This window comes from Serratia sp. CY71090 (genome assembly GCF_052166845.1).
GTDB lineage: Bacteria > Pseudomonadota > Gammaproteobacteria > Enterobacterales > Enterobacteriaceae > Serratia > Serratia nematodiphila.
Genome location: NZ_JBJNOA010000006.1, coordinates 271,592 through 291,962 on the forward strand (window position 1 = coordinate 271,592; position 20,371 = coordinate 291,962).

Annotated in this window: 22 protein-coding genes; 14 read left to right on the forward strand and 8 right to left on the reverse strand. The window is 61.4% G+C overall.

Features of this window, described 5'->3' with window-relative positions; genetic code table 11:
* The first annotated feature begins 63 nt into the window (after positions 1-63).
* The 4 genes from hcp to ltaE all read left to right on the forward strand — a co-directional run bounded on the left by hcp (position 64) and on the right by ltaE (position 5,786).
* Positions 64-1,713: a hydroxylamine reductase gene (gene hcp / locus ACJ8OK_RS13695; protein WP_442530641.1), complete on the forward strand. Its 1,650-nt coding sequence runs from the start codon at positions 64-66 to the stop codon at positions 1,711-1,713.
* Positions 1,714-1,769: 56 nt separating this feature from the next.
* Positions 1,770-2,771 carry an NADH oxidoreductase gene (gene hcr / locus ACJ8OK_RS13700; protein ID WP_033633464.1) on the forward strand — a complete coding sequence of 334 codons (1,002 nt, stop codon included), beginning with the start codon at positions 1,770-1,772 and terminating at the stop codon, positions 2,769-2,771.
* Between the two features lie 201 nt (positions 2,772-2,972).
* Positions 2,973-4,694: a ubiquinone-dependent pyruvate dehydrogenase gene (poxB, locus tag ACJ8OK_RS13705; protein ID WP_025302253.1), complete on the forward strand. Its 1,722-nt coding sequence runs from the start codon at positions 2,973-2,975 to the stop codon at positions 4,692-4,694.
* A 75-nt stretch (positions 4,695-4,769) separates the two neighbouring features.
* Positions 4,770-5,786 carry a low-specificity L-threonine aldolase gene (gene ltaE / locus ACJ8OK_RS13710; RefSeq protein WP_021504350.1) on the forward strand — a complete coding sequence of 339 codons (1,017 nt, stop codon included), beginning with the start codon at positions 4,770-4,772 and terminating at the stop codon, positions 5,784-5,786.
* 29 nt (positions 5,787-5,815) lie between these two features.
* On the opposite strand, the gene ACJ8OK_RS13715 is transcribed toward ltaE, so the two are convergent.
* Positions 5,816-6,163: a DUF1294 domain-containing protein gene (locus tag ACJ8OK_RS13715; protein ID WP_082996893.1), complete on the reverse strand. Its 348-nt coding sequence runs from the start codon at positions 6,161-6,163 to the stop codon at positions 5,816-5,818.
* 149 nt (positions 6,164-6,312) lie between these two features.
* Between ACJ8OK_RS13715 and ACJ8OK_RS13720 the strand changes: the two genes are divergently transcribed.
* Together ACJ8OK_RS13720 and ACJ8OK_RS13725 are read left to right on the forward strand one after the other, a co-directional pair.
* A complete protein-coding gene (locus ACJ8OK_RS13720) occupies positions 6,313-7,752 on the forward strand; it encodes a DUF2867 domain-containing protein (RefSeq protein ID WP_082996894.1) in 1,440 nt (479 codons plus the stop codon).
* A 158-nt stretch (positions 7,753-7,910) separates the two neighbouring features.
* On the forward strand, positions 7,911-8,921 hold the full coding sequence (locus ACJ8OK_RS13725; RefSeq protein WP_004928393.1) for an NAD-dependent epimerase/dehydratase family protein: 1,011 nt from the start codon (positions 7,911-7,913) through the stop codon (positions 8,919-8,921).
* Here ACJ8OK_RS13725 and ACJ8OK_RS13730 read toward each other — a convergent pair whose 3' ends face one another.
* Complete coding sequence (locus tag ACJ8OK_RS13730) at positions 8,922-9,758, reverse strand: N-acetylmuramoyl-L-alanine amidase (RefSeq protein WP_085336398.1); 837 nt, start codon at positions 9,756-9,758, stop codon at positions 8,922-8,924.
* Positions 9,759-9,879: 121 nt separating this feature from the next.
* Positions 9,880-10,203 carry a heavy metal-binding domain-containing protein gene (locus ACJ8OK_RS13735; RefSeq protein ID WP_004928400.1) on the reverse strand — a complete coding sequence of 108 codons (324 nt, stop codon included), beginning with the start codon at positions 10,201-10,203 and terminating at the stop codon, positions 9,880-9,882.
* Positions 10,204-10,362: 159 nt separating this feature from the next.
* Between ACJ8OK_RS13735 and ACJ8OK_RS13740 the strand changes: the two genes are divergently transcribed.
* From ACJ8OK_RS13740 to ACJ8OK_RS13775, 8 genes are all read left to right on the forward strand, one after another.
* Complete coding sequence (locus ACJ8OK_RS13740) at positions 10,363-10,905, forward strand: lipoprotein (RefSeq protein WP_015377301.1); 543 nt, start codon at positions 10,363-10,365, stop codon at positions 10,903-10,905.
* A 262-nt stretch (positions 10,906-11,167) separates the two neighbouring features.
* Positions 11,168-11,896, forward strand: a complete 729-nt coding sequence (gene artP, locus ACJ8OK_RS13745; RefSeq protein ID WP_004928406.1) for an arginine ABC transporter ATP-binding protein ArtP — start codon at positions 11,168-11,170, stop codon at positions 11,894-11,896.
* Positions 11,897-11,928: 32 nt separating this feature from the next.
* On the forward strand, positions 11,929-12,660 hold the full coding sequence (artJ, locus tag ACJ8OK_RS13750) for an arginine ABC transporter substrate-binding protein (RefSeq protein ID WP_004928409.1): 732 nt from the start codon (positions 11,929-11,931) through the stop codon (positions 12,658-12,660).
* A 9-nt stretch (positions 12,661-12,669) separates the two neighbouring features.
* Positions 12,670-13,386: an arginine ABC transporter permease ArtQ gene (gene artQ / locus ACJ8OK_RS13755; protein ID WP_004928413.1), complete on the forward strand. Its 717-nt coding sequence runs from the start codon at positions 12,670-12,672 to the stop codon at positions 13,384-13,386.
* Positions 13,386-14,054 carry an arginine ABC transporter permease ArtM gene (gene artM, locus ACJ8OK_RS13760; protein WP_004928418.1) on the forward strand — a complete coding sequence of 223 codons (669 nt, stop codon included), beginning with the start codon at positions 13,386-13,388 and terminating at the stop codon, positions 14,052-14,054. The genes artQ and artM overlap by 1 nt, the downstream gene beginning before the upstream one ends.
* Positions 14,055-14,253: 199 nt before the next feature.
* Complete coding sequence (artJ, locus tag ACJ8OK_RS13765) at positions 14,254-14,988, forward strand: arginine ABC transporter substrate-binding protein (protein WP_033633468.1); 735 nt, start codon at positions 14,254-14,256, stop codon at positions 14,986-14,988.
* 101 nt (positions 14,989-15,089) lie between these two features.
* Complete coding sequence (locus ACJ8OK_RS13770) at positions 15,090-15,341, forward strand: type II toxin-antitoxin system Phd/YefM family antitoxin (protein ID WP_004928423.1); 252 nt, start codon at positions 15,090-15,092, stop codon at positions 15,339-15,341.
* Positions 15,331-15,615 (forward strand): type II toxin-antitoxin system RelE family toxin, encoded by a 285-nt coding sequence (locus ACJ8OK_RS13775; RefSeq protein ID WP_433991077.1) that lies wholly within the window; start codon positions 15,331-15,333, stop codon positions 15,613-15,615. Before ACJ8OK_RS13770 ends, ACJ8OK_RS13775 begins: the two co-directional genes overlap by 11 nt.
* Here ACJ8OK_RS13775 and rlmC read toward each other — a convergent pair.
* The 5 genes from rlmC to potG form a co-directional block, all read right to left on the reverse strand.
* Positions 15,612-16,739, reverse strand: coding sequence for a 23S rRNA (uracil(747)-C(5))-methyltransferase RlmC (gene rlmC, locus ACJ8OK_RS13780; RefSeq protein ID WP_015377295.1), 1,128 nt, complete (start codon positions 16,737-16,739; stop codon positions 15,612-15,614). The two genes, ACJ8OK_RS13775 and rlmC, sit on opposite strands and share 4 nt — an antisense overlap.
* Before the next feature lie 69 nt (positions 16,740-16,808).
* On the reverse strand, positions 16,809-17,288 hold the full coding sequence (locus ACJ8OK_RS13785) for a YbjO family protein (RefSeq protein ID WP_015377294.1): 480 nt from the start codon (positions 17,286-17,288) through the stop codon (positions 16,809-16,811).
* Between the two features lie 104 nt (positions 17,289-17,392).
* Positions 17,393-18,238, reverse strand: coding sequence for a putrescine ABC transporter permease PotI (gene potI, locus ACJ8OK_RS13790; RefSeq protein ID WP_004938644.1), 846 nt, complete (start codon positions 18,236-18,238; stop codon positions 17,393-17,395).
* Positions 18,235-19,197 (reverse strand): putrescine ABC transporter permease PotH, encoded by a 963-nt coding sequence (gene potH / locus ACJ8OK_RS13795; RefSeq protein WP_033633472.1) that lies wholly within the window; start codon positions 19,195-19,197, stop codon positions 18,235-18,237. The genes potI and potH overlap by 4 nt, the downstream gene beginning before the upstream one ends.
* A gap of 24 nt (positions 19,198-19,221) precedes the next feature.
* Positions 19,222-20,355 carry a putrescine ABC transporter ATP-binding subunit PotG gene (potG, locus tag ACJ8OK_RS13800; protein ID WP_004938650.1) on the reverse strand — a complete coding sequence of 378 codons (1,134 nt, stop codon included), beginning with the start codon at positions 20,353-20,355 and terminating at the stop codon, positions 19,222-19,224.
* Between the last annotated feature and the right edge of the window lie 16 nt (positions 20,356-20,371).

Consider the following 20,371-nt stretch of genomic DNA (forward strand, 5'->3'; position numbering starts at 1 on the left):
ATCGCCGATCTATGCTTTTAAACAAGCATTACAAATGCAACTTTAAAATAAAAGGAAGCGACTATGTTCTGTGTGCAATGTGAACAAACCATCCGTACCCCGGCAGGCAACGGCTGCGCGTATGCTCAGGGCATGTGCGGCAAAACGGCGGAAACCTCCGACCTGCAGGATCTGCTGGTGGCGGCGCTGCAGGGCCTCTCCGCCTGGGCGCTGCAGGCGCGTTCGCTGGGCATCGTCGACCACGAGATCGACAGCTTCGCCCCGCGCGCCTTCTTCTCCACCCTGACCAACGTCAACTTCGATTCCCAGCGCATCATCGGCTACGCGCGGGAAACTCTGCTGCTGCGCGACTCGCTGGCCGCCCGTTGCCGGTTGCTGGATGCCGGCGTGCGCGTCGATCACCCGATGGCGGCCCTGCAGCTGGCCGGTGACGATATGCCTGCGCTGCTGCAACAGGCGGCGCAGTTTGCCCTCGACAGCGACAAGGCCGAGGTCGGCGACGACGTACACGGTTTGCGCCTGCTGTGCCTGTACGGCCTGAAAGGCGCGGCGGCCTATATGGAACACGCGCACGTGCTCGGCCAGTTCGACGAACAACTCTATGCCGACTACCACGCCTTTATGGCCTGGCTCGGCACCCGGCCGCGCGACGTCGATACCCTGCTGAACAACGCTATGGGCATCGGCAAGATGAACTTCAACGTGATGGCGATCCTCGATCGCGGCGAAACCCAGGCCTACGGCGATCCGCAGCCCAGCGCGGTCAACGTGCGCCCGGTGGCCGGGAAAGCCATTCTGATTTCCGGCCACGATCTCAAAGATCTGCGCATGCTGCTCGAGCAAACCGAAGGGCAAAACGTCAACGTTTACACCCACGGTGAAATGCTGCCGGCGCACGGCTATCCGGAACTGAAAAAATTCAAGCACCTGGTGGGCAACTACGGTAGCGGCTGGCAAAACCAGCAGACGGAATTCGCCAAATTCCCCGGCCCGATCGTGATGACCTCCAACTGCATCATCGATCCTAACGTCGGCAACTACGGCGATCGTATCTGGACCCGCAGCATCGTCGGCTGGCCGGGCGTCAACCATCTGGAAGGCGACGACTTCGGCGCCGTGATCCGCCAGGCACAGGGCATGAACGGCTTCCCTTACACCGAGATCGAACACCTGATCACCGTCGGCTTCGGCCGCCAGACGTTGCTGAACGCCGCCGACACGGTCATCGACCTGGTATCGCAGAAAAAACTGCGCCACGTCTTCCTGGTCGGCGGCTGCGATGGCAGCCGCGACGAGCGCAGCTACTTCACCGACTTCGCCCGCAGCGTGCCGCAAGACTGCCTGATCATGACGCTGGCCTGCGGCAAGTACCGTTTCAACAAGCTGGACTTCGGCACGCTGGAGGGGTTGCCGCGCCTGCTGGACGTCGGCCAGTGCAACGACGCCTACTCCGCCATCATGCTGGCGGTCAAGCTGGCGGACACGCTCGGCTGCAGCGTCAACGAGCTGCCGCTCAGTCTGGTGCTGTCGTGGTTTGAACAGAAGGCGATCGTCATTCTGCTGACGCTGCTGTCGCTGGGGGTGAAAAACATCGTCACCGGCCCGACCGCGCCGGGCTTCCTGACCGACAACCTGATGGCGATCCTCAACGAGAAATTCGGCCTGCGCCCGATCACTACCGTCGAGCAGGATATCACCGCGCTGCTCGCCTGATGCCGTTACGTTATGGGGCCGCCTGCGCCGGCCCCTTTGCTTTTTGAGGTGCCCCGATGACTCAACCCACTCCGCTTTGCCCGAATCGCATGCAGGTGCATTCCATCCAGCGTGAAACCGCCGACGTCTGGACGCTGAACCTGATCTGCGACGTTTTTTATCCTTACCAGGCCGGCCAGTTTGCGCTGGTCAGCATCCGCAACAGCGAGGAGACACTGCGCGCCTATACGCTCTCCTCCTCGCCCGGCCAGAGCCGCTTTCTCAGCATCAGCGTGCGCTGCCTGCCGGACGGCGTGGGATCGCGTTGGCTGACGCAAGAGGTCAAGCCCGGCAACACGCTGTGGCTGTCCGACGCGCAGGGCGAATTCAGCTGCGAGCGCCACCCGGCCGATCGTTATCTGATGCTGGCCGCCGGCTGCGGCGTGACGCCGATCGTCTCGATGTGCCGCTGGCTGACCGCCAACCGTCCGGCCTGCGATATCGTCGCGATCGTTAACGTGCGCACTCCCGCCGACACGATCTTCGCCGATCAATGGCGCGCGCTGTGCGCCGCCCATCCGCAGCTGCGCCTGACGCTGATGGCCGAGCAGGATCTGCAGCCCGGCTACCTCAGCGGCCGCATCGATGAACAGACGCTGCGGCAGGCGGCGCCGGATATCGCCGAACGCACGGTGATGACCTGCGGCCCTGCGCCCTACATGGATCAGGTGGAGCAGCTGTGCCGCCGGCTCGGCGTGCCGGCCGAGCGTTTCCATAAAGAGCAGTTCCACACGCCGACGGCGCAGGCCGACGCCACCGAAGGGCTGACGCTGCGCGCCGCGCGCCCGCTGCGCGAATTCCGCGTACCGGTTGGCAGCACGCTGCTGGCGGCGATGGAGGCCCACGCCCTGCCGGTCAACGCCGCCTGCCGCGCCGGGGTGTGCGGCTCGTGCAAAACCCGCATCCTCGAGGGCGACTACACCACCACCAGCACCATGACGCTGAGCGAGGAAGAGATAGCGCAAGGCTACGTGCTCGCCTGCAGTTGCCAGCTGCAGGGCGACGTCACGCTGGCGTGATCCCCTATAGCCCCATCGCCGCGATGGGGCATTTATCGGCAAGCTCCCCGCGGCCAGCCCGGTTACACTTTTCCCCGTCCTACGCTCTTTACCCTTCCTGACCGCATCTCGTCCACAGCCGGTAAGCTATGCTTGCAGTTGTTCTGCTGCCACTCACCGGATCGAGTCCACATCGTTTTTCAAACCTTGTTTGGGGGAACCATGAAGCAAACCGTAGCCACACTGATCGCCAAAACGCTGGATCAAGCCGGCGTAAAACGCATTTGGGGCGTGACCGGCGATTCGCTCAACGGCCTTAGCGACAGCCTGCACCGCATGGGCACCATCGAATGGCTGGGCACCCGCCATGAAGAGGTGGCCGCCTTCGCCGCCGGCGCCGAAGCCCAGCTTACCGGCCAGTTGGCGGTGTGCGCCGGTTCCTGCGGCCCCGGCAACCTGCACCTGATCAACGGCCTGTTCGACTGCCACCGCAACCATGTGCCGGTGCTGGCGATCGCCGCACACATCCCTTCCAGCGAAATCGGCAGCGGCTACTTCCAGGAAACCCATCCGCAGGAGCTGTTCCGCGAATGCAGCCACTATTGCGAGCTGGTCTCCAACCCGGAACAGCTGCCGCGCGTGCTGGAGATCGCCATGCGCAAGGCGATCCTCAATCGCGGCGTCTCGGTGGTGGTCTTGCCGGGCGACGTGGCGCTGCGCATGGCGCCGGAAGACGCGACCCTGACCTGGCATACCCCGGCGCTGCCGCTGGTGCAGCCGCCGATGAGCGAGTTGAACAAGCTGGCGGAAACGCTGAACAAGGCGAAGAACATCACCCTGATGTGCGGCAGCGGCTGCGCCGGCGCGCATGATGAAGTGGTCAAGCTGGCCGAGCTGCTGCAGGCGCCGGTGGTGCACGCGCTGCGCGGCAAAGAGCATATCGAATGGGATAACCCCTACAGCGTCGGCATGACCGGGCTAATCGGCTTCTCCTCCGGCTACCACGCGATGATGAACGCCGACACGCTGGTGCTGCTCGGCACCCAGTTCCCCTATCGCGCGTTCTACCCCACCAACGCCAACATCATTCAGATCGACATCAACCCCGGCAGCATCGGCGCGCACTGCCCGGTCAATATGGCGCTGGTGGGCGATATCCACACCACCCTCACCGCCCTGCTGCCGCAGCTGGAACCGAAGCGCGACCGGGCGTTCCTCGACAAGGCGCTGGAGCATTACCGCAACGCGCGCAAGGATCTCGACGGGCTGGCGACCGCCAACGACGACCAGCCGATCCACCCGCAGTATCTGGCGCAGCAGCTCAGCCAGTACGCCAGCGACGACGCCATCTTCACCTGCGACGTCGGCACGCCGACGGTGTGGGCCGCCCGCTACGTGAAAATGAACGGCAAGCGCCGCCTGCTCGGTTCGTTCAACCACGGTTCGATGGCCAACGCCATGCCGCAGGCGATCGGCGCTCAGGCCACCGCGCCGGATAAACAGGTGATCGCCATGTGCGGCGACGGCGGCTTCACCATGCTGATGGGGGATTTCCTGTCGCTGGCGCAGCTCAAGCTGCCGGTGAAAATCGTGGTGTTCAACAACAGCGTGCTGGGATTCGTGGCGATGGAGATGAAGGCCGGCGGCTACCTGACCGACGGCACCGACCTGCATAATCCGGACTTCGCGGCGATCGCCAACGCCGCCGGCATCAAGGGCATCCGCGTGGAAAAAGCCTCCGATCTGGACGGCGCGCTGCAGGAGATGTTGGCGCATCCCGGCCCGGCGCTGCTGGACGTGGTCACCGCCAAGCAAGAGCTGGCGATGCCGCCGCAGATCAAGTTCGAACAGGCGAAAGGCTTCAGCCTGTACATGCTGCGCGCCATCATCAACGGCCGCGGCGACGAAGTGGTTGAACTGGCGAAAACCAACTGGCTGCGTTAAGCAAGCTGCCCCGGTAAAATAAAGGGTATATGATGCCATGTACCCTTTTCCTCTCCCTTACATTCCAGGAACCCTATGCTTATCGATCTACGCAGCGACACCGTTACCCGCCCCAGCGCCGCCATGCGCCAGGCGATGGCTCAGGCAGAGGTCGGCGACGACGTCTACGGCGATGACCCGACGGTCAACGCGCTGGAGGCCGAGGCGGTGCGCCTGTCAGGCAAAGAAGCGGCATTGTTTCTGCCCAGCGGCACCCAGGCCAACCTGGTGGCGCTGCTGAGCCACTGCCAGCGCGGCGATGAATACCTGGTCGGCCAGCAGGCGCACAACTACAAATACGAAGCCGGCGGCGCAGCGGTGCTGGGCAGCATTCAGCCGCAGCCGATCGAGGCCGACGCCGACGGCACGTTGCCGCTGGACAAGCTCGCCGCCGCCATCAAACCCGACGACATCCACTTCGCCCGCACCCGGCTGCTGAGCCTGGAAAACACCATCAGCGGCAGAGTCTTGCCGCAGGCCTACCTGCAGCAGGCGTGGCAGTTTACCCGCGAGCGGCAGCTGGCGCTGCATATCGACGGCGCGCGCATCTTCAACGCCGCCGTGGCGCTGAACCTGCCGCTGAAAGAGATCGTGCAATACTGCGACACCTTCACCATTTGCCTGTCGAAAGGGTTGGGCGCGCCGGTCGGATCGCTGCTGTGCGGCAGCGAGGCCTTCATTCAGCGTGCGCTGCGCTGGCGTAAGATGACCGGCGGCGGGCTGCGTCAGGCCGGCATCCTGGCGGCGGCCGGTCTCTACGCGCTGGAGCATAACGTTGCGCGGCTGCGCGAAGACCATGACAACGCGGCCTGGCTGGAGCAACAGCTGCGGCAGATCGGCGTGGAGATCGCCGCTCCCGGCGCGCAGACCAACGTGCTGTACCTGCGCCAACCGCCGGCGCTGGCGGCCAAATTCGGTCCGTGGATGCGCGAACGCGGCGTGCTGATCAGCAGTGGCCCGCTGACGCGCATTCTGACCCACCTCGACGTCAGCCGTCAGGATCTGCAGCGGGTGGTCGAACTGTGGCGGGAGTTTCTTCAGCAGCACGCCTGATCGCTTGGGGCGCAGGCCGCGCCCCGCAATCAGAAAATCCAGCGGCCGTAAACCCAGTACCACAGCCCCAGCACCGCCGCCAGGTTGAGCGCGACGCTGAGGATGAACCAGGTTTTAAACGGCTGTTTCTGGGTTTTGTGGCGAAACAGCTGCTGCGCCAGCAATGCACCCAACCACCCGCCCAGCGCGCCGAACAGCAACAGCGTCGTCTCCGGCACCCGTCGCCACCCTTTGCGCGCCGCCAGCTTATCGCCGCCGTAGATCAGAAACGTCAGCAGGTTCGCCAGCAGCAACCCCATCCACACCGGATGCGGCGATAACAAACTGGCGATCAGCGCCAGGCCCAGCAGGGCGTAACAAATCACATTGAGCTTCATGACATCCGGTCTTCGTTCGATAAGGGGCGCGTAGTGTGAACCTGCGCCGCGGCGGATGCAACCGGCTTATACCCATACAAAAAGTGCATTTAAACCCTGAATTTGGCATCCTGTCGTTCTGCGACTCTTTCACCGCACAAGGCGGCCCGATGATACCCCAACGCGTACTGGTTCTTGGAGCCAGCGGCTATATAGGCCAGAACCTGATCCCGCACCTGATCGAACAGGGGCACCAGATTACCGCCGCCGCGCGGCGCATCGAGTGGCTGCAGGAGCAGAACTGGCCGCAGGTCAACTGCCTGTATGTCGATCTGTACCGCCCGGACACCCTGAGCGCGGCGCTGTGGGAAATAGATACGCTGTACTATCTGGTGCACGCGATGGGCGACGGCGACGACTTTATCGAAAAGGAGCGCCAGGCGGCGGAAAATCTGCGCGACGCGCTGCGCAATGCCGGCGTCAGGCAGGTGATCTTCCTTGGCGCGCTGCAGCCGAACGACGACAGTTCGCCGCACCTGGCGGCCCGCCGCCTGACCGGCGAGATCCTGCGCCAAAGCGGCGTACCGGTCACCGAGCTGCGCGCCGGCATCATCGTTGGCCCCGGCTCGGCGGCGTTCGAAGTGATGCGCGACATGGTCTATAACCTGCCGGTGCTGACACCGCCGCGCTGGGTGCGTTCGAAATCGTCGCCGGTGGCGCTGGAGAACCTGCTGGTTTATCTGGCCGATCTGCTGGCGCATCCGGCGCAGGAACACCGCATCTTCGACGTCGCCGGGCCGGAATACCTCAGCTATCAGGACATGTTCCAACGCTTTATCGCCATCAGCGGCAAACGACGCTGGCTGATCCCGATCCCCTTGCCGACGCGGCTGATTTCGGTGTGGTTCATCAGCCTGATCACCTCGGTGCCGACGCCGATCGCCCGCGCGTTGATCCAGGGGTTGAAGCACGATCTGCCCGCCGACGGCCGGCCGCTGCAAGCCTTGATCCCGCAGCGTCTGCACACTTTTGATCAGGCGGTCACCGCCACGCTGCAGCGCGAACTGGAAGTGGTCGACTCCGCCGACTGGGGCTACGATCCGGCGGCGCGGGCTCGCTGGCGCCCTGGCTACGGCTACTACCCCAAACAGGCCGGTTGCGCGCTGGACACCGCCGCCTCCAGCCAGGCCCTGTGGCAAACGGTGCAGCAGTTGGGAGGCGAAGAAGGCTATTTCTACGCCAATATCCTGTGGCGGATCCGCGCCCGCATGGACGACATGATCGGCAACGGCGTGGTCTATGGCCGCCCGGCGCGCGCGGCCCTGGCACTGGGTGACGAGATCGACGGCTGGAAAGTGATTACCCTGAAGCCGCTGCGGCAGCTGGCGCTGCTGTTCGGCATGAAGGCGCCCGGCCTGGGGCGGCTGAGCTTCACCATCACCGATCGCGGCGATCGCCGCACGCTGGACGTGCGCGCCTGGTGGCACCCGGCCGGCTTCAGCGGGCTGCTGTATTGGTTCGCCATGATGCCCGCGCATCTGTTTATTTTTCGCGGCATGGCGAAGCGCATCGCCGAGCTTGCCGAGAACCTGGACCGCCAACAGCGCTGAACGGCGCTCATTTGTCGATCAACCGCACAGTTTGCCGCTGTGCTTCGGGGCTTTCCGATTGCATAGCGCACGAAATCACGGAAGAATGGCATCTTATTTGCTGGGAGCGCCGCAAGCGCCCGCCGGTATTCCGATTTTGGGTGAGAATAGAGTCCGTTATGAAGGTATTGGTCACCGGTGCCACCAGTGGGTTAGGCCGTAACGCCGTTGAATATCTGCGCCGTCAGGGCATCAAAGTGCGCGCCACCGGCCGCAACCAGGCGATGGGCGGCCTGCTGGAAAAAATGGGCGCGGAGTTCATTCATGCCGATCTCACCAATCTGATCTCTTCGCAGGCCAAGGCGATGCTGGCGGATGTCGACGTGCTGTGGCACTGCTCCAGCTTTACCTCGCCCTGGGGCACCGAAGAAGCCTTCGAGCTGGCCAACGTCCGCGCCACCCGCCGCCTCGGCGAATGGGCGGCGGCCTATGGCGTGGCGCAGTTCATTCACATCTCTTCCCCGGCGATCTATTTCGACTACCACCATCACCGCAACGTAACCGAAGACTTCCGCCCGCAGCGCTACGCCAATGAGTTCGCGCGCAGCAAGGCCGCCGGCGAGCAGGTGATCCAGCAGTTGGCGCTGTCCAATCCGCAGACCCATTTCACCATTCTGCGCCCGCAGGGATTGTTCGGGCCGCACGACAAGGTGATGCTGCCGCGGCTGCTGCAGATGATCAAACGCTACGGCAACCTGCTGCTGCCGCGCGGCGGCGCGGCGATGGTGGACATGACTTACCTGGAGAATGCGGTGCACGCCATGTGGCTGGCGACGCTAAAAGAAGACACGCCGTCCGGCCGCGCCTACAACATCACCAACCAGCAGCCGCGCCCGCTGCGCACCGTGGTGCAGCAGCTGATCGACGATCTGGGCATGAAGTGCCGCATCCGCTCCGTCCCCTATCCGATGCTCGACATGATGGCGCGCGGCATGGAGCGCCTGGGCAGCAAAAGCGAAAAGGAGCCGGTGCTGACCCATTACGGCGTCGCCAAACTCAACTTCGACCTCACGCTCGATACCACCCGCGCGCAGCAAGAGCTGGGCTATCAGCCGATCGTCTCGCTGGAAGAAGGCATCGCGCGCACCGCCCGCTGGCTGAAAGATCACGGCAAACTGCACGGCCTGTAATCAACGCCACGCGCCGTACTTCACCAGCAGCGCATCGATAATCGCCTCACTCTCTGCATCCGGCTCACCGCGAACATCGTCGGGCCGGAAATGCATCTGAAACGCCGCCAGCACATTGCGCTGCTGCCGCGCATCCCATGACGAATCAACCGCGTAGCCATAACGCGCCAGCTTTTCGAGCAGCGGCGCCAGCGGCACCGGCGCCTGTCTGTCGCGCCCCGCCAGCAGTCGCTGCACGTCTGCCTCGTCCGGCCAGGCGCCGATGCCGGCCTGCGCCAGTTGCCGCCAGGGGAACAGCGGGCCGGGATCCTGTTTGCGCTGCGGCGCAATGTCGCTGTGCCCCACCACGTCCTGCGGCTGGATGCCATAGCGTTGGATGATGTCGCGGCTCAGCGGGATCAGCACGGCGATCTGCTCCGCCGTGTAGGGCTGCCAGTGGGTGAACAGCATGCTGCGGGTGAACCCCTTGTTGACGATTTCGATGCCGATCGAGGTGTCGTTGAGATTGCTGCGCCCTCGCCAGCCGCTGGCGCCGGCATGCCAGGCGCGCATCGCTTCCGGCACCAGCCGGTACACCGTCGGTTTGCCGTGTTCACGCTGCGGATGCGCCGGCAACAGATAGTGCGCGCTGACGTGTTCATCGGTCAGCGTTTTCAGCGATGAATGGAAATCTTCCGCCGTGTAGTGCATCACCAGAAAGCGAATGCGCCGATCGGCGCCCTGCGCCTGATGCAAGGTTTCGAGCTGGTAAGCGCCGCGATCGACGAGCGTGTCCTGCTGCGGATTTTGGCACCCAGCCAACAGCGCGGCGGCGATGATCCCTGGCCAAATTTTCACTTATCCTCCCTGTGGTTTGGTGATTTGATCTAACGTTAACGTTAAGCAATAGTCGCCACGGAAGCCACCCGCCGACAAAGTAAAAACGCCCCGGCGTGAGCCAGGGCGTTAAGGCATGGGATTAGCGGCTGACTTTCACCGCGGTGCCGCTGACGGTCACCATCAGCATGCTGCCGTCTTTGCCAACGGTTTCATAATCGATATCAATGCCGACCACCGCGTTGGCGCCCAGCTCTTTCGCCTGATCTTCCAGTTCTTCGAACGCGATCAGGCGCGCCTTGCGCAGCTCTTTCTCGTAAGCGCCCGAACGGCCACCGACGATATCGCGCACGCCAGCGAAGAAATCACGAAAAATGTTGGCGCCGAGAATCGCTTCGCCGGTGACGACGCCGCAGTATTCAGTGATGGTAAACCCTTCCAGGGTCGGGGTAGTTGAAAGCTGCATCAGAACTCCTTGTTTGATTAATTCAACGTATCTATGACCAGAAGATTGACATTATGTTCGCTTAATCAATGGCACGCAGTACGAATGCAAGGCCAAAAAACGCATTTATACTGTAAGCTATCGGTCTTCATGGTAGAGACTTTCACATAAGGTAATAAGATGAAAACAAAAACGATTGCGGCTGTTTTACCCTTAGCGCTGTTGCTGAGTGCCTGTACCACGGTGGAACCGGCATATAAGGATATCGGCACCCGCAGCGGCAGCTGTGTGGAAGGCGGCCCGGATACGGTCGCGCAAAAGTTCTATGACCTGCGCATCCAGCAGGGCGCCGGCCTGCCGGACAGCAACCGCCTGGCGCAGCTGCAGCCTTATCTGAGCAAAGTGCTGTATCAGGATCTGGTCAGCACTGCTCAAAACCCGGGCAAGCATCAGATTACCGGCGATCTGTTCTCCGGCAATGCGCAGGGGCCAAGCAGCGCATCCGTCGCCAGCGCCTCGACCATTCCCAACACCGATGCGAAGAACATCCCGCTGCGCGTTGACCTGAGCTACCAGAAAGACGCCAACAGCACCGTGAACTGGCAGGACGAAGTGCTGATGGTGCGCGAAGGCACCTGCTGGGTGGTTGATGATATTCGCTACCTGAATGTTCCAGCGCACGCCACCAACGGCAGCGTACGCCAGGTGCTGGAAAACCAGTAACCCGCTTCCCCCGGCCGACGCGGGCTGGCCGCGTCGGTCATCCCGCCGCCCGTCTACCGCTCGAATTTCGTCCAATAGAAAAAATTTCGCTACCGATCTCACAGCCTGCGCCACAAATCCCCTCCCTCGGCTTGAGTCGCGGTATCTTGTGCTAATCTTTTACTGTCCCGCCGTACACTCATAAATTTTAACGCACAAAGATTGCATAAGTATTCTGCGGAAGTTAACATTTGCGGCATCAATGTCTATTCAATTCTGGCGCATGAGTATTCAACTTAACGGTATCAATTGCTATTACGGCGCTCACCAGGCGCTGTTTGACATCACGCTGGAATGTCCAGCCGGGGAAACCCTGGTGCTGCTTGGCCCAAGCGGCGCCGGGAAAAGTTCATTGCTGCGGGTGCTGAACCTGCTGGAAATGCCGCGTTCGGGCCAACTGCAGATCGCCGGCAACCAATTCGACTTCAGGCAAGCGCCGGGCGAGAAAGCCATTCGCGAACTGCGCCAAAACGTCGGCATGGTGTTCCAGCAATACAACCTGTGGCCTCACCTCACCGTGGTTCAGAACCTGATCGAGGCACCTTGCCGCGTACTGGGTCTGACCAAGGCTCAGGCGATGGAGCGCGCCGACAAGCTGCTCAAGCGTCTGCGCCTGACCGACTTCGCCGATCGCTTCCCGCTGCACCTTTCCGGTGGCCAGCAGCAGCGCGTGGCGATCGCCCGCGCCCTGATGATGGAGCCGCAGGTGTTGCTGTTCGATGAACCGACCGCAGCGCTGGATCCGGAAATCACCGCCCAGATCGTCAGCATCATTCGCGAACTGGCCGGCACCGGCATCACGCAGGTGATCGTCACCCACGAAGTGGAAGTGGCGCGCAAAACCGCCAGCCGCGTGGTGTACATGGAAAACGGCCACGTAGTGGAGCAAGGCGACAGCAGCCACTTCACGCAGCCGCGGACCACCGAGTTTGCCAACTACTTATCACACTAACAATTAACTTGCTGTAATTTGGGGAGTTTGCGATGAAAAAACTAATAATCGCCGCCGTTCTGGCCGGCATCAGCGTTTCCGCCTCCGCAGCCGAAACCATCCGTTTCGCTACCGAAGCCTCCTATCCTCCGTTTGAATTTATTGACGCCGGCAACAAGATTCAGGGTTTTGATGTCGATCTGGCCAACGCGCTGTGCAAAGAAATGCAGGCCGAGTGTACCTTCACCAACCAGGCGTTCGACAGCCTGATCCCAAGCCTGAAGTTCAAGCGTTTCGATGCGGTGATGGCCGGTATGGACATTACGCCGGAGCGTGAGAAGCAGGTGCTGTTCACCAAGCCTTACTACGATAACTCGGCGCTGTTCATCGCGCAGAAAGGAAAAATCGCTGACGTGGCGGCGCTGAAAGGCAAGAAAGTCGGCGTGCAAAACGGCACCACCCACCAGAAATACCTGACCGACAAGCACCCGGAAATCACCACCGTGCCTTACGACAGCTACCAGAACGCCATTTTGGATCTGAAGAACGGCCGCGTTGATGCGGTGTTCGGCGATACCGCAGTGGTCAACGAGTGGCTGAAGCAGAATGACGCGCTGGCGGCAGTGGGCGCCAAAGTGACCGACAAAGACTACTTCGGTACCGGCCTTGGCATCGCGGTGCGCCAGAAGAACACCGATCTGCAGGGCAAGTTCAACGCCGCTCTGGACAAGATCAAGCAGGATGGGACCTATGAAACCATCTACAAAAAATGGTTCCAGCAGTAATACGCCCAAATGAATGAATTACAACCTTTAGCAAGCGCCGCCGGCATGACCGTCGGCCTTGCCGTTTGCGCCCTGATCCTCGGGCTGATTCTGGCGATGCTGTTCGCCGTATGGGAATCGTCCCGCTGGAAAGCGGTCAGCTGGCTCGGCACCGCCTGGGTGACCGTGTTGCGCGGCCTGCCAGAAATCCTGGTGGTGCTGTTTATCTATTTCGGCTCGTCGCAGCTGCTGCTGATGCTCTCCGACGGCTTTACCCTCAACCTCGGTCTGTTCCAGCTGCCGATTCAGTTGGCGATCGACAATTTCGAAGTCAGCCCGTTCCTGTGCGGGGTGATCGCTCTGGCCCTGCTCTATTCCGCCTACGCCTCGCAGACGCTGCGCGGCGCGCTCAAAGCGGTGCCGCAGGGGCAGTGGGAATCCGGTCAAGCGCTTGGACTGAGTAAGGCGGCGATCTTCTTTCGCCTGATCATGCCGCAGATGTGGCGCCACGCCCTGCCCGGCCTCGGCAATCAGTGGCTGGTGCTGTTGAAAGACACCGCGCTGGTGTCGCTGATCAGCGTGAACGATCTGATGCTGCAAACCAAGAGCATCGCCACCCGCACCCAGGAGCCTTTTACCTGGTATGTGATCGCCGCGGCCATCTACCTGCTGGTGACGCTGTTCAGCCAATACGTCATCAAACGCATTGAGCTGCGCGCCACGCGCTTTGAGCGGGGGCCGGCCTGATGATTGAATATTTGCCGGAGATCCTCAAAGGGTTGCACACCAGCCTGACGCTGACCGTCGCCGCGCTGATCGTCGCGCTGGTGCTGTCGCTGCTGCTGACGGTGATCCTGACGTTGAAAACGCCGATCCTGACGCCGTTGGTCAAGGTTTATGTGACGCTGTTCACCGGCACGCCGCTGCTGGTGCAGATCTTCCTGATCTACTACGGCCCCGGCCAGTTCCCGGCGATCCGCGACTACCCTTGGCTGTGGAACCTGCTGTCGCAGCCCTGGCTGTGTGCGATGATAGCGCTGGCGCTGAACAGCGCGGCCTACACCACGCAGTTGTTCTACGGCGCGGTGCGCGCCATTCCCGCCGGGCAGTGGCAATCGTGCGAAGCGCTTGGCATGTCGCGCCGGCAGACGCTGCGCATTCTGCTGCCGTTCGCCTTCAAGCGCGCGCTGTCGTCTTACTCCAACGAAGTGGTGCTGGTGTTCAAAAGCACCTCGCTGGCCTATACCATCACGCTGATGGAAGTGATGGGCTACAGCCAGCTGATGTACGGCCGCACCTACGACGTGATGGTGTTCGGCGCCGCCGGCCTGGTGTACCTGTGCGTCAACGGCCTGCTGACGCTGCTGATGCGTCTGGTGGAGCGCCGCGCGCTGGCGTTTGAACGCCGCAACTGAGGCCGCCGCCCCCATGAGCCCCGCCATTGTGCGGGGCTTTTTTTACCCCTCAAGGCAATACTTAATCATTTATATTGCATTTTAATTCACTCAATGGCAGGGTTAACAACAGGCATTCGCGCAAAAACCTCTGGCGATTACCAGTAAAAACAAACGATAGCGAATAATCACTTTCAGGATCCAGACAGGAGCTCTACGCATGAAAAAACTGCTGCTTGCCGCGACGATGTTGGCCGGGATGACCTTTAACGCCACCGCGGCCGATACCATCCGCTTCGCCGCCTCCGCCACCTACCCACCGTTCGAATCGCTCGACGCCAACAACCAGATCGTCGGCTTCGATATCGATCTGGCCAACGCGCTGTGCAAGCAGATGCAGGCGCAGTGCACCTTCACCAACCAGGCGTTCGACAGCCTGATCGCCGCGCTGAAATTCAAGAAATACGATGCGGTGATTTCCGGCATGGATATCACGCCGGAGCGCAGCAAACAGGTCGCTTTCACCCAGCCTTACTACGCCAACTCGGCGATCGTGATCGCGCAAAAAGGCAAGTTCAACTCGCTGGCGGATCTGAAAGGCAAAAAGCTCGGCATGGAAAACGGCACCACCCACCAGAAATACATGCAGGACAAGCACCCGGAGATTAACACCGTTTCTTACGACAGCTACCAGAACGCCATTCTGGAGCTGAAAAACGGCCGTATCGACGGCGTGTTCGGCGACACCGCCGTGGTGAACGAATGGCTGAAAACCAACCCGCAGCTGGCACCGGTTGGCGAGCACATCACCGATGCGCAATACTTCGGCACCGGCCTCGGCATCGCGGTGCGCCCCGACAACCAGGCGCTGCTGGCCAAGCTGAACGCCGCGCTGGACGCCATCAAGGCCGACGGCACCTACAAGGCCATCAACGACAAGTGGTTCCCGCAGTAAGTCCGCGTGTGGAGTCGCCCTCCTTCGGCGGCTCCATCTAATTGCCACCCCATCCGGTTAGTGCTAAATTTGATACTGAATTTAGCATCAAGGATAACATCATGACGGTTCAACCCATTCTTGCCGACTCGGCAGTCAGCATCAGCGATTTTAAGAAATCGCCCAACGCCGCCCTTAAAGAGGCACAAGGGCAACCGGTCGCCGTCCTGACCAACGGTAAGATTTCGGGATATTACGTCTCTCCGGAAACCTGGGAGGCGATCGCGGAGTACCTGGAAGATATCGAACTCGCTGAAATCGTTCGTTCACGGATGAACGGCAAACGCATTAAGGTCAATTTGGATGACTTATAAGCTTGAATTCGAAGAACATGCGCTGAAGGAATTTAAAAAACTGTCCCCGGTGATCCGGGAACAGTTCAAAAAAAAGCTGGCATCGGTGCTGGTTAATCCCCACGTCCCCGCCAACAAACTCGCCGGTTTGCCTGATTGCTACAAAATCAAACTCAGAGCCTCAGGCTTTCGTTTGGTATATCGCGTCATGGAAACGGAGATCGTGGTTCTGGTCCTGTCTGTGGGCAAACGCGAACGTTCAGCGACTTACACGGCTGCCAAAAAGCGCCTTTAACGTCGCACCAGCAGCGTCAGCACTTCGTAGTGCGAGGTATGCGGGAACATGTCGAACAGCTGCACCCGTTCGATGCGATACCCCGGCAACATCTCGATATCTTTCGCCATGCTCTCGGCGTTGCAGCTCGAATAAAGAATATAGTCCGGCGCCATCCGGCTCAAATAGTCGCACAGCGCCTGGCCGATGCCGCGCCGCGGCGGATTGACCAGCACCAACTGCGGCACCTGGCCTTCGGCGGTGGCGAAGCGGGTGGAGTCGAGCGCCTGAAAATCTACCTGCAACAACCCTAACCGCTGCGCCGACTGGCGCGCACAGGCGATCGCCTCCGCGCTGATTTCGATGCCGGTCAGGCGCGTCTGCGGCTGCGCGCAGTGCAGGCCGAAACCGCCGACGCCGCAGAACAGATCCCACATGCTGTCGATACCCAGCGCGCGCACCCAGTCGCGGGCGGTGGCATACAGATCGGCGGCCACCTGCGGGTTGGTCTGAAAGAAGCTTTGCGGGCGGATGAACAGCGGCACCTGATTGAACTGTTCCTCCAGCGCCTGCTGTTCGGTCAGCGCGATCTCGCGCTCCCCTTCCATGATCGCCATATGCACCGGTTGAATATTGGCGGAGATCACCCTGAGCTGCGGCAGCTGCTGCTGCAGCCACGGCAGCGCGGCGCGCAGCTGTGCCAGTTTGGTTTCCGAGCGCAGCACGAAACGCAGCATCACGCCGCCGTCGAGCGTGCTTTCGGTCAGCAGCAGGTATTTCAGCTCGCCGCGTTTGCGCGCCACGTTATACGGCGTCAGGCCGGCGCGAGCGATAAAGCTTTTCAGCACCGCAAACATCGGCGCAAAGCCGGCGGGGTACAGCGGGCAGTCGCTCAGATCGACCGGCGTGCCGTCGCGGTGCAGCATGCCGAGCAGCGGTCGCTCCACGCTGCCGCTGACCACCATCTTGGCTTTATTGCGAAATGCGCTCAGTTCCCCCGCCACCGGCTGCAGCCACTGCGCGACGTCGCGCCCGGCCAGCAGCGATTGCAGGTGATGCTGTTTGTCGGCCAGTTGCTGCGGATAGGGCTTTTCCAGCCACTGACAGGAACGGCAGGTGCCCGCCGTATACAAAGCGCAATGCATGAAGATTACCGTGAAGTTCAGGATGACGAATTAAGGGCGCAGAGTTTACCACTCCGCGCGCCTAAAATCTCACTTGCGCGCGGTGAAGAAGCGGCGGCTGGCGGCAGGAACGAACAGCAACGCCAGGATCACCACGTCGGGGATCTTTTGCAGGATCAGAACGTGCAGAATTTGGCCGCTGGTTTCCCCCTCCACGGTGAACACCTCGGGGAAGACGCTGCCGATGGTGGCCAGCAGCAGGTAAAGCACCACGATGCACTGGCAGACCACATAGCCCCAGCGCCCCCAATTGCGGCCGCGCATCACCGCAAAGCCGCAGCTGATTTGCAGGCACAGCAGCATCAGGCCGGCCAGAAAGATAAAGGTGGAATCCCACGCCTGCGCGCTGGTGTTGACGAACTCCTGCGCGCCGTCGACGCCCAGCTCACCCAGCAGCAGCACCACGCTGATGCACTTGATCGCCACCATGGCGGTGCCCGCCACCATCACCGGCACCGGCGCATCCGAAGTCGATCCCATTCCCTGCCCGCTTTTCAGCATGTCTGACATATCCGTGTTCCGCTACGACGCGCCACCTATACAGGTGGCGCATGTAAAGTCAGGTAGTTAGTTGCAATATTTATTGATTGCAAAAATAGCAGGTTTGTTACGATTCAGCTACGGGCCGCCCGCTGCAATTCACGCGATCGTTGTTTTTCCGAGCGCGCCATAAACCACCAGGCGATCAGGCCGAGGATGCCCACCACCAGCAGGATCAGGCTGGCCAACGCGTTAATTTCCGGGTTCACCCCCATGCGCACGCTGGAGAACACCAGCATCGGCAGCGTGGTGGCGCCCGGGCCGGAGACGAAACTGGCGATCACCAGGTCATCCAGCGACAGGGTGAACGCCAGCATCCAGCCGGAGATCAGCGCCGGCGCAATCATCGGCAAGGTGATGACGAAGAACACCTTCAGCGGCGGCGCCCCCAGATCCATTGCCGCCTCTTCAATCGAGCGATCCACCTCGCGCAGACGCGAACTGATGACCACCGCCACATAAGCGGTACAGAAGGTGACATGCGCCAGCCAGATAGTGAACATGCCACGTTCCGACGGCCAGCCGAAGGCATGCCCCATCGCCACGAACAGCAGCAGCAGCGACAGGCCGGTGATCACGTCCGGCATCACCAGCGGCGCGGTCAGCATAAACGCGAAGCCGGTTGAACCGCGAAAGCGGCCGAATCGCACCATCACCACGGCGGCGATGGCCCCCAGTACCACCGCAGCGGTGGCGGAGGCGGCGGCGATGGTCAGGCTGAGCCCCACCGCGCTGATCATCGCCGAATCGTGGAACAGTTCGCTATACCAGCGCGTGGACCAGCCGGCCCACACCGTCACCAGCTTGGAGCTGTTGAAGGAGTAGATCACCAGCATCAGCATCGGCGCATACAGGAAGGTAAAGCCGACAGTCAGGATGGCGATGCGCCACGGTGAACGCACTACCGGCAAGTTGTTCATTCCTGCCCCCCTATTTCCTTGTTCTGGTGTTTGTGGAACCACAAAATTGGCACGATCAGCAACAGCAGCATGATGGTGGCGACCGCCGAGGCCACCGGCCAGTCGCGGTTATTGAAGAACTCCTGCCATAGCACGCGGCCGATCATGATGCTGTCCGGCCCGCCGAGCAGTTCCGGGATCACGAACTCCCCCACTGCCGGAATGAACACCAGCATCGAACCGGCGATGATGCCGCCGCGTGTCAGCGGCACGATCACGCTGAAGAAGGTTTTCAGCGGCCGGGCGCCCAGATCCAGCGACGCCTCCACCAGCGAGTAATCCAGCCGGATCAGCGCCGTGTAAATCGGCAGCACCATAAACGGCAGATAGGAATAAACGATGCCGATATACACCGCCAGGTTGGTGTGCAGGATCACCAGAGGTTGATCGATCACCCCTAGCCACATCAGAAAGTTATTCAGCGTGCCGTTGTTTTTCAGGATCCCCATCCAGGCGTAGACGCGGATCAGGAACGAAGTCCAGGAAGGCAGGATCACCAGCAACAGCAGAATGTTGCGGGTCGACGCCTTGCTGTGCGCCACCGCCCAAGCCAACGGATAGCCGATGATCAGGCAACACAGCGTCGAAACCGCCGCCACGCGCAGCGACTGCAGGTAGGCATCGATATACAACGGATCGTCGGTCAGCTGCAGATAGTTGGCGAAGTTGAGCGCAATGTTCAGCTTGCCGTCCACCCAGCTCATCAGCTCGGTGTAGGGCGGCACCGCCAACGCCAGCTCCGCCAGGCTGATCTTGAACACGATCAGGAACGGCAGCATAAACAGCAGCGTCAGCCATAAATACGGCAATGCGATCACCAGCTTGCGGCCGTGAGCCATCAGCAGGCGGTGGAACAGGGCCTTGAGGGTGGCGGGCGTTTTGGCCGGCGGTTCCGGCGTGCGTTCAGAAAGCAGGGTCATACGGGTTACTCCTCACCAGCGCCACTACACCGTCAACACGACACAGCTGTCGGTTTCCCAGCACAGACGCACTTCATCGCCCCAGGTGGGCATCCCCTTGCGGAAACGATGGCCGTTTTGCAGCTGGGCGCTGATAATCTGCCCGCTGTGCAGCTTCACGTGGTAGATAGACAGATCGCCCAGGTAGGAAATGTGCGCCACTTCCCCCACCGCAAAGTTGCAGCCGTCTTCCGGCACTTGTTCGCACAGCAGGATCTTTTCCGGCCGCAGCGCGACCTGGATCGGCACGCCGTCCACCACCGAGGCGTCCGGATCCACTTTGATCGCATGGCGCAACCCCGGGCTTTGCAGGATCAGCGCATCGTCGTGGCGCTCTTGCAGCACGCAGTCGAAGACGTTGACCGAACCGATAAACTCGGCGCTGAAGCGGCTGTTCGGATGCTCGTAGATCTCTTCCGGCTCGCCGATCTGCACGAACTTGCCGCGGTTCATGATGGCGATACGCCCCGCCATGGTCATCGCCTCCTCCTGATCGTGCGTCACCATCACGCAGGTCACGCCGACGCGCTCGAGAATGTCGGTCACTTCCAGCTGCATGCGATCGCGCAGCTTCTTGTCCAGCGCGCCCATCGGTTCATCCAGCAGCAGCAACTTCGGCCGCTTGGCCAAGCTGCGTGCCAATGCCACCCGCTGCCGCTGGCCGCCGGAAAGCTGGTGCGGTTTGCGTTTGGCGTACTCCTGCATGTGCACCAGCGCCAGCATTTCCGCCACCCGTTCGGCGATCTCCGCCCGCGGCATTTTGTCCTGCTTCAGGCCGAACGCGATGTTTTGCTCCACGGTCATGTGCGGGAACAGCGCGTACGACTGAAACATCATGTTGATCGGCCGCTGGTACGGCGGCACATGCGACATATCCTGCCCGTCGAGCACGATCTGCCCTTCCGTCGGCTGTTCAAAGCCGGCCAGCATGCGCAGCAAGGTGGACTTGCCGCAGCCGGACGGGCCAAGCAGCGCAAAGATCTCGCCCTTGTAGATGGTGAGGCTGACGTCTTCGACCGCATTCTGCCCGTCGAAGGTTTTGGTGAGGTTACGGATTTCCAGCAGAGGGGTGAAGACCTTCTGCGACTTGGCTTGAGGACGAGGGATGGCGTCGTTCAATCGGGGTGCTCTCCGG

Coding starts and splice junctions, on each gene's coding strand:
- poxB (WP_025302253.1), top strand. CDS start 2,973: ATGAAGCAAACCGTAGCCACACTGATCGCCAAAACGCTGGATCAAGCC.
- ACJ8OK_RS13735 (WP_004928400.1), bottom strand. CDS start 10,203: ATGCAGCTTTCAACTACCCCGACCCTGGAAGGGTTTACCATCACTGAA.
- potI (WP_004938644.1), bottom strand. CDS start 18,238: ATGAACAACTTGCCGGTAGTGCGTTCACCGTGGCGCATCGCCATCCTG.
- potH (WP_033633472.1), bottom strand. CDS start 19,197: ATGACCCTGCTTTCTGAACGCACGCCGGAACCGCCGGCCAAAACGCCC.
- artP (WP_004928406.1), top strand. CDS start 11,168: ATGAGTATTCAACTTAACGGTATCAATTGCTATTACGGCGCTCACCAG.
- ACJ8OK_RS13715 (WP_082996893.1), bottom strand. CDS start 6,163: ATGAAGCTCAATGTGATTTGTTACGCCCTGCTGGGCCTGGCGCTGATC.
- ACJ8OK_RS13775 (WP_433991077.1), top strand. CDS start 15,331: ATGACTTATAAGCTTGAATTCGAAGAACATGCGCTGAAGGAATTTAAA.
- ACJ8OK_RS13770 (WP_004928423.1), top strand. CDS start 15,090: ATGACGGTTCAACCCATTCTTGCCGACTCGGCAGTCAGCATCAGCGAT.
- ACJ8OK_RS13725 (WP_004928393.1), top strand. CDS start 7,911: ATGAAGGTATTGGTCACCGGTGCCACCAGTGGGTTAGGCCGTAACGCC.
- artJ (WP_004928409.1), top strand. CDS start 11,929: ATGAAAAAACTAATAATCGCCGCCGTTCTGGCCGGCATCAGCGTTTCC.
- ACJ8OK_RS13740 (WP_015377301.1), top strand. CDS start 10,363: ATGAAAACAAAAACGATTGCGGCTGTTTTACCCTTAGCGCTGTTGCTG.
- artM (WP_004928418.1), top strand. CDS start 13,386: ATGATTGAATATTTGCCGGAGATCCTCAAAGGGTTGCACACCAGCCTG.
- artQ (WP_004928413.1), top strand. CDS start 12,670: ATGAATGAATTACAACCTTTAGCAAGCGCCGCCGGCATGACCGTCGGC.
- artJ (WP_033633468.1), top strand. CDS start 14,254: ATGAAAAAACTGCTGCTTGCCGCGACGATGTTGGCCGGGATGACCTTT.
- hcp (WP_442530641.1), top strand. CDS start 64: ATGTTCTGTGTGCAATGTGAACAAACCATCCGTACCCCGGCAGGCAAC.
- ACJ8OK_RS13720 (WP_082996894.1), top strand. CDS start 6,313: ATGATACCCCAACGCGTACTGGTTCTTGGAGCCAGCGGCTATATAGGC.
- ltaE (WP_021504350.1), top strand. CDS start 4,770: ATGCTTATCGATCTACGCAGCGACACCGTTACCCGCCCCAGCGCCGCC.
- ACJ8OK_RS13785 (WP_015377294.1), bottom strand. CDS start 17,288: ATGTCAGACATGCTGAAAAGCGGGCAGGGAATGGGATCGACTTCGGAT.
- hcr (WP_033633464.1), top strand. CDS start 1,770: ATGACTCAACCCACTCCGCTTTGCCCGAATCGCATGCAGGTGCATTCC.
- rlmC (WP_015377295.1), bottom strand. CDS start 16,739: ATGCATTGCGCTTTGTATACGGCGGGCACCTGCCGTTCCTGTCAGTGG.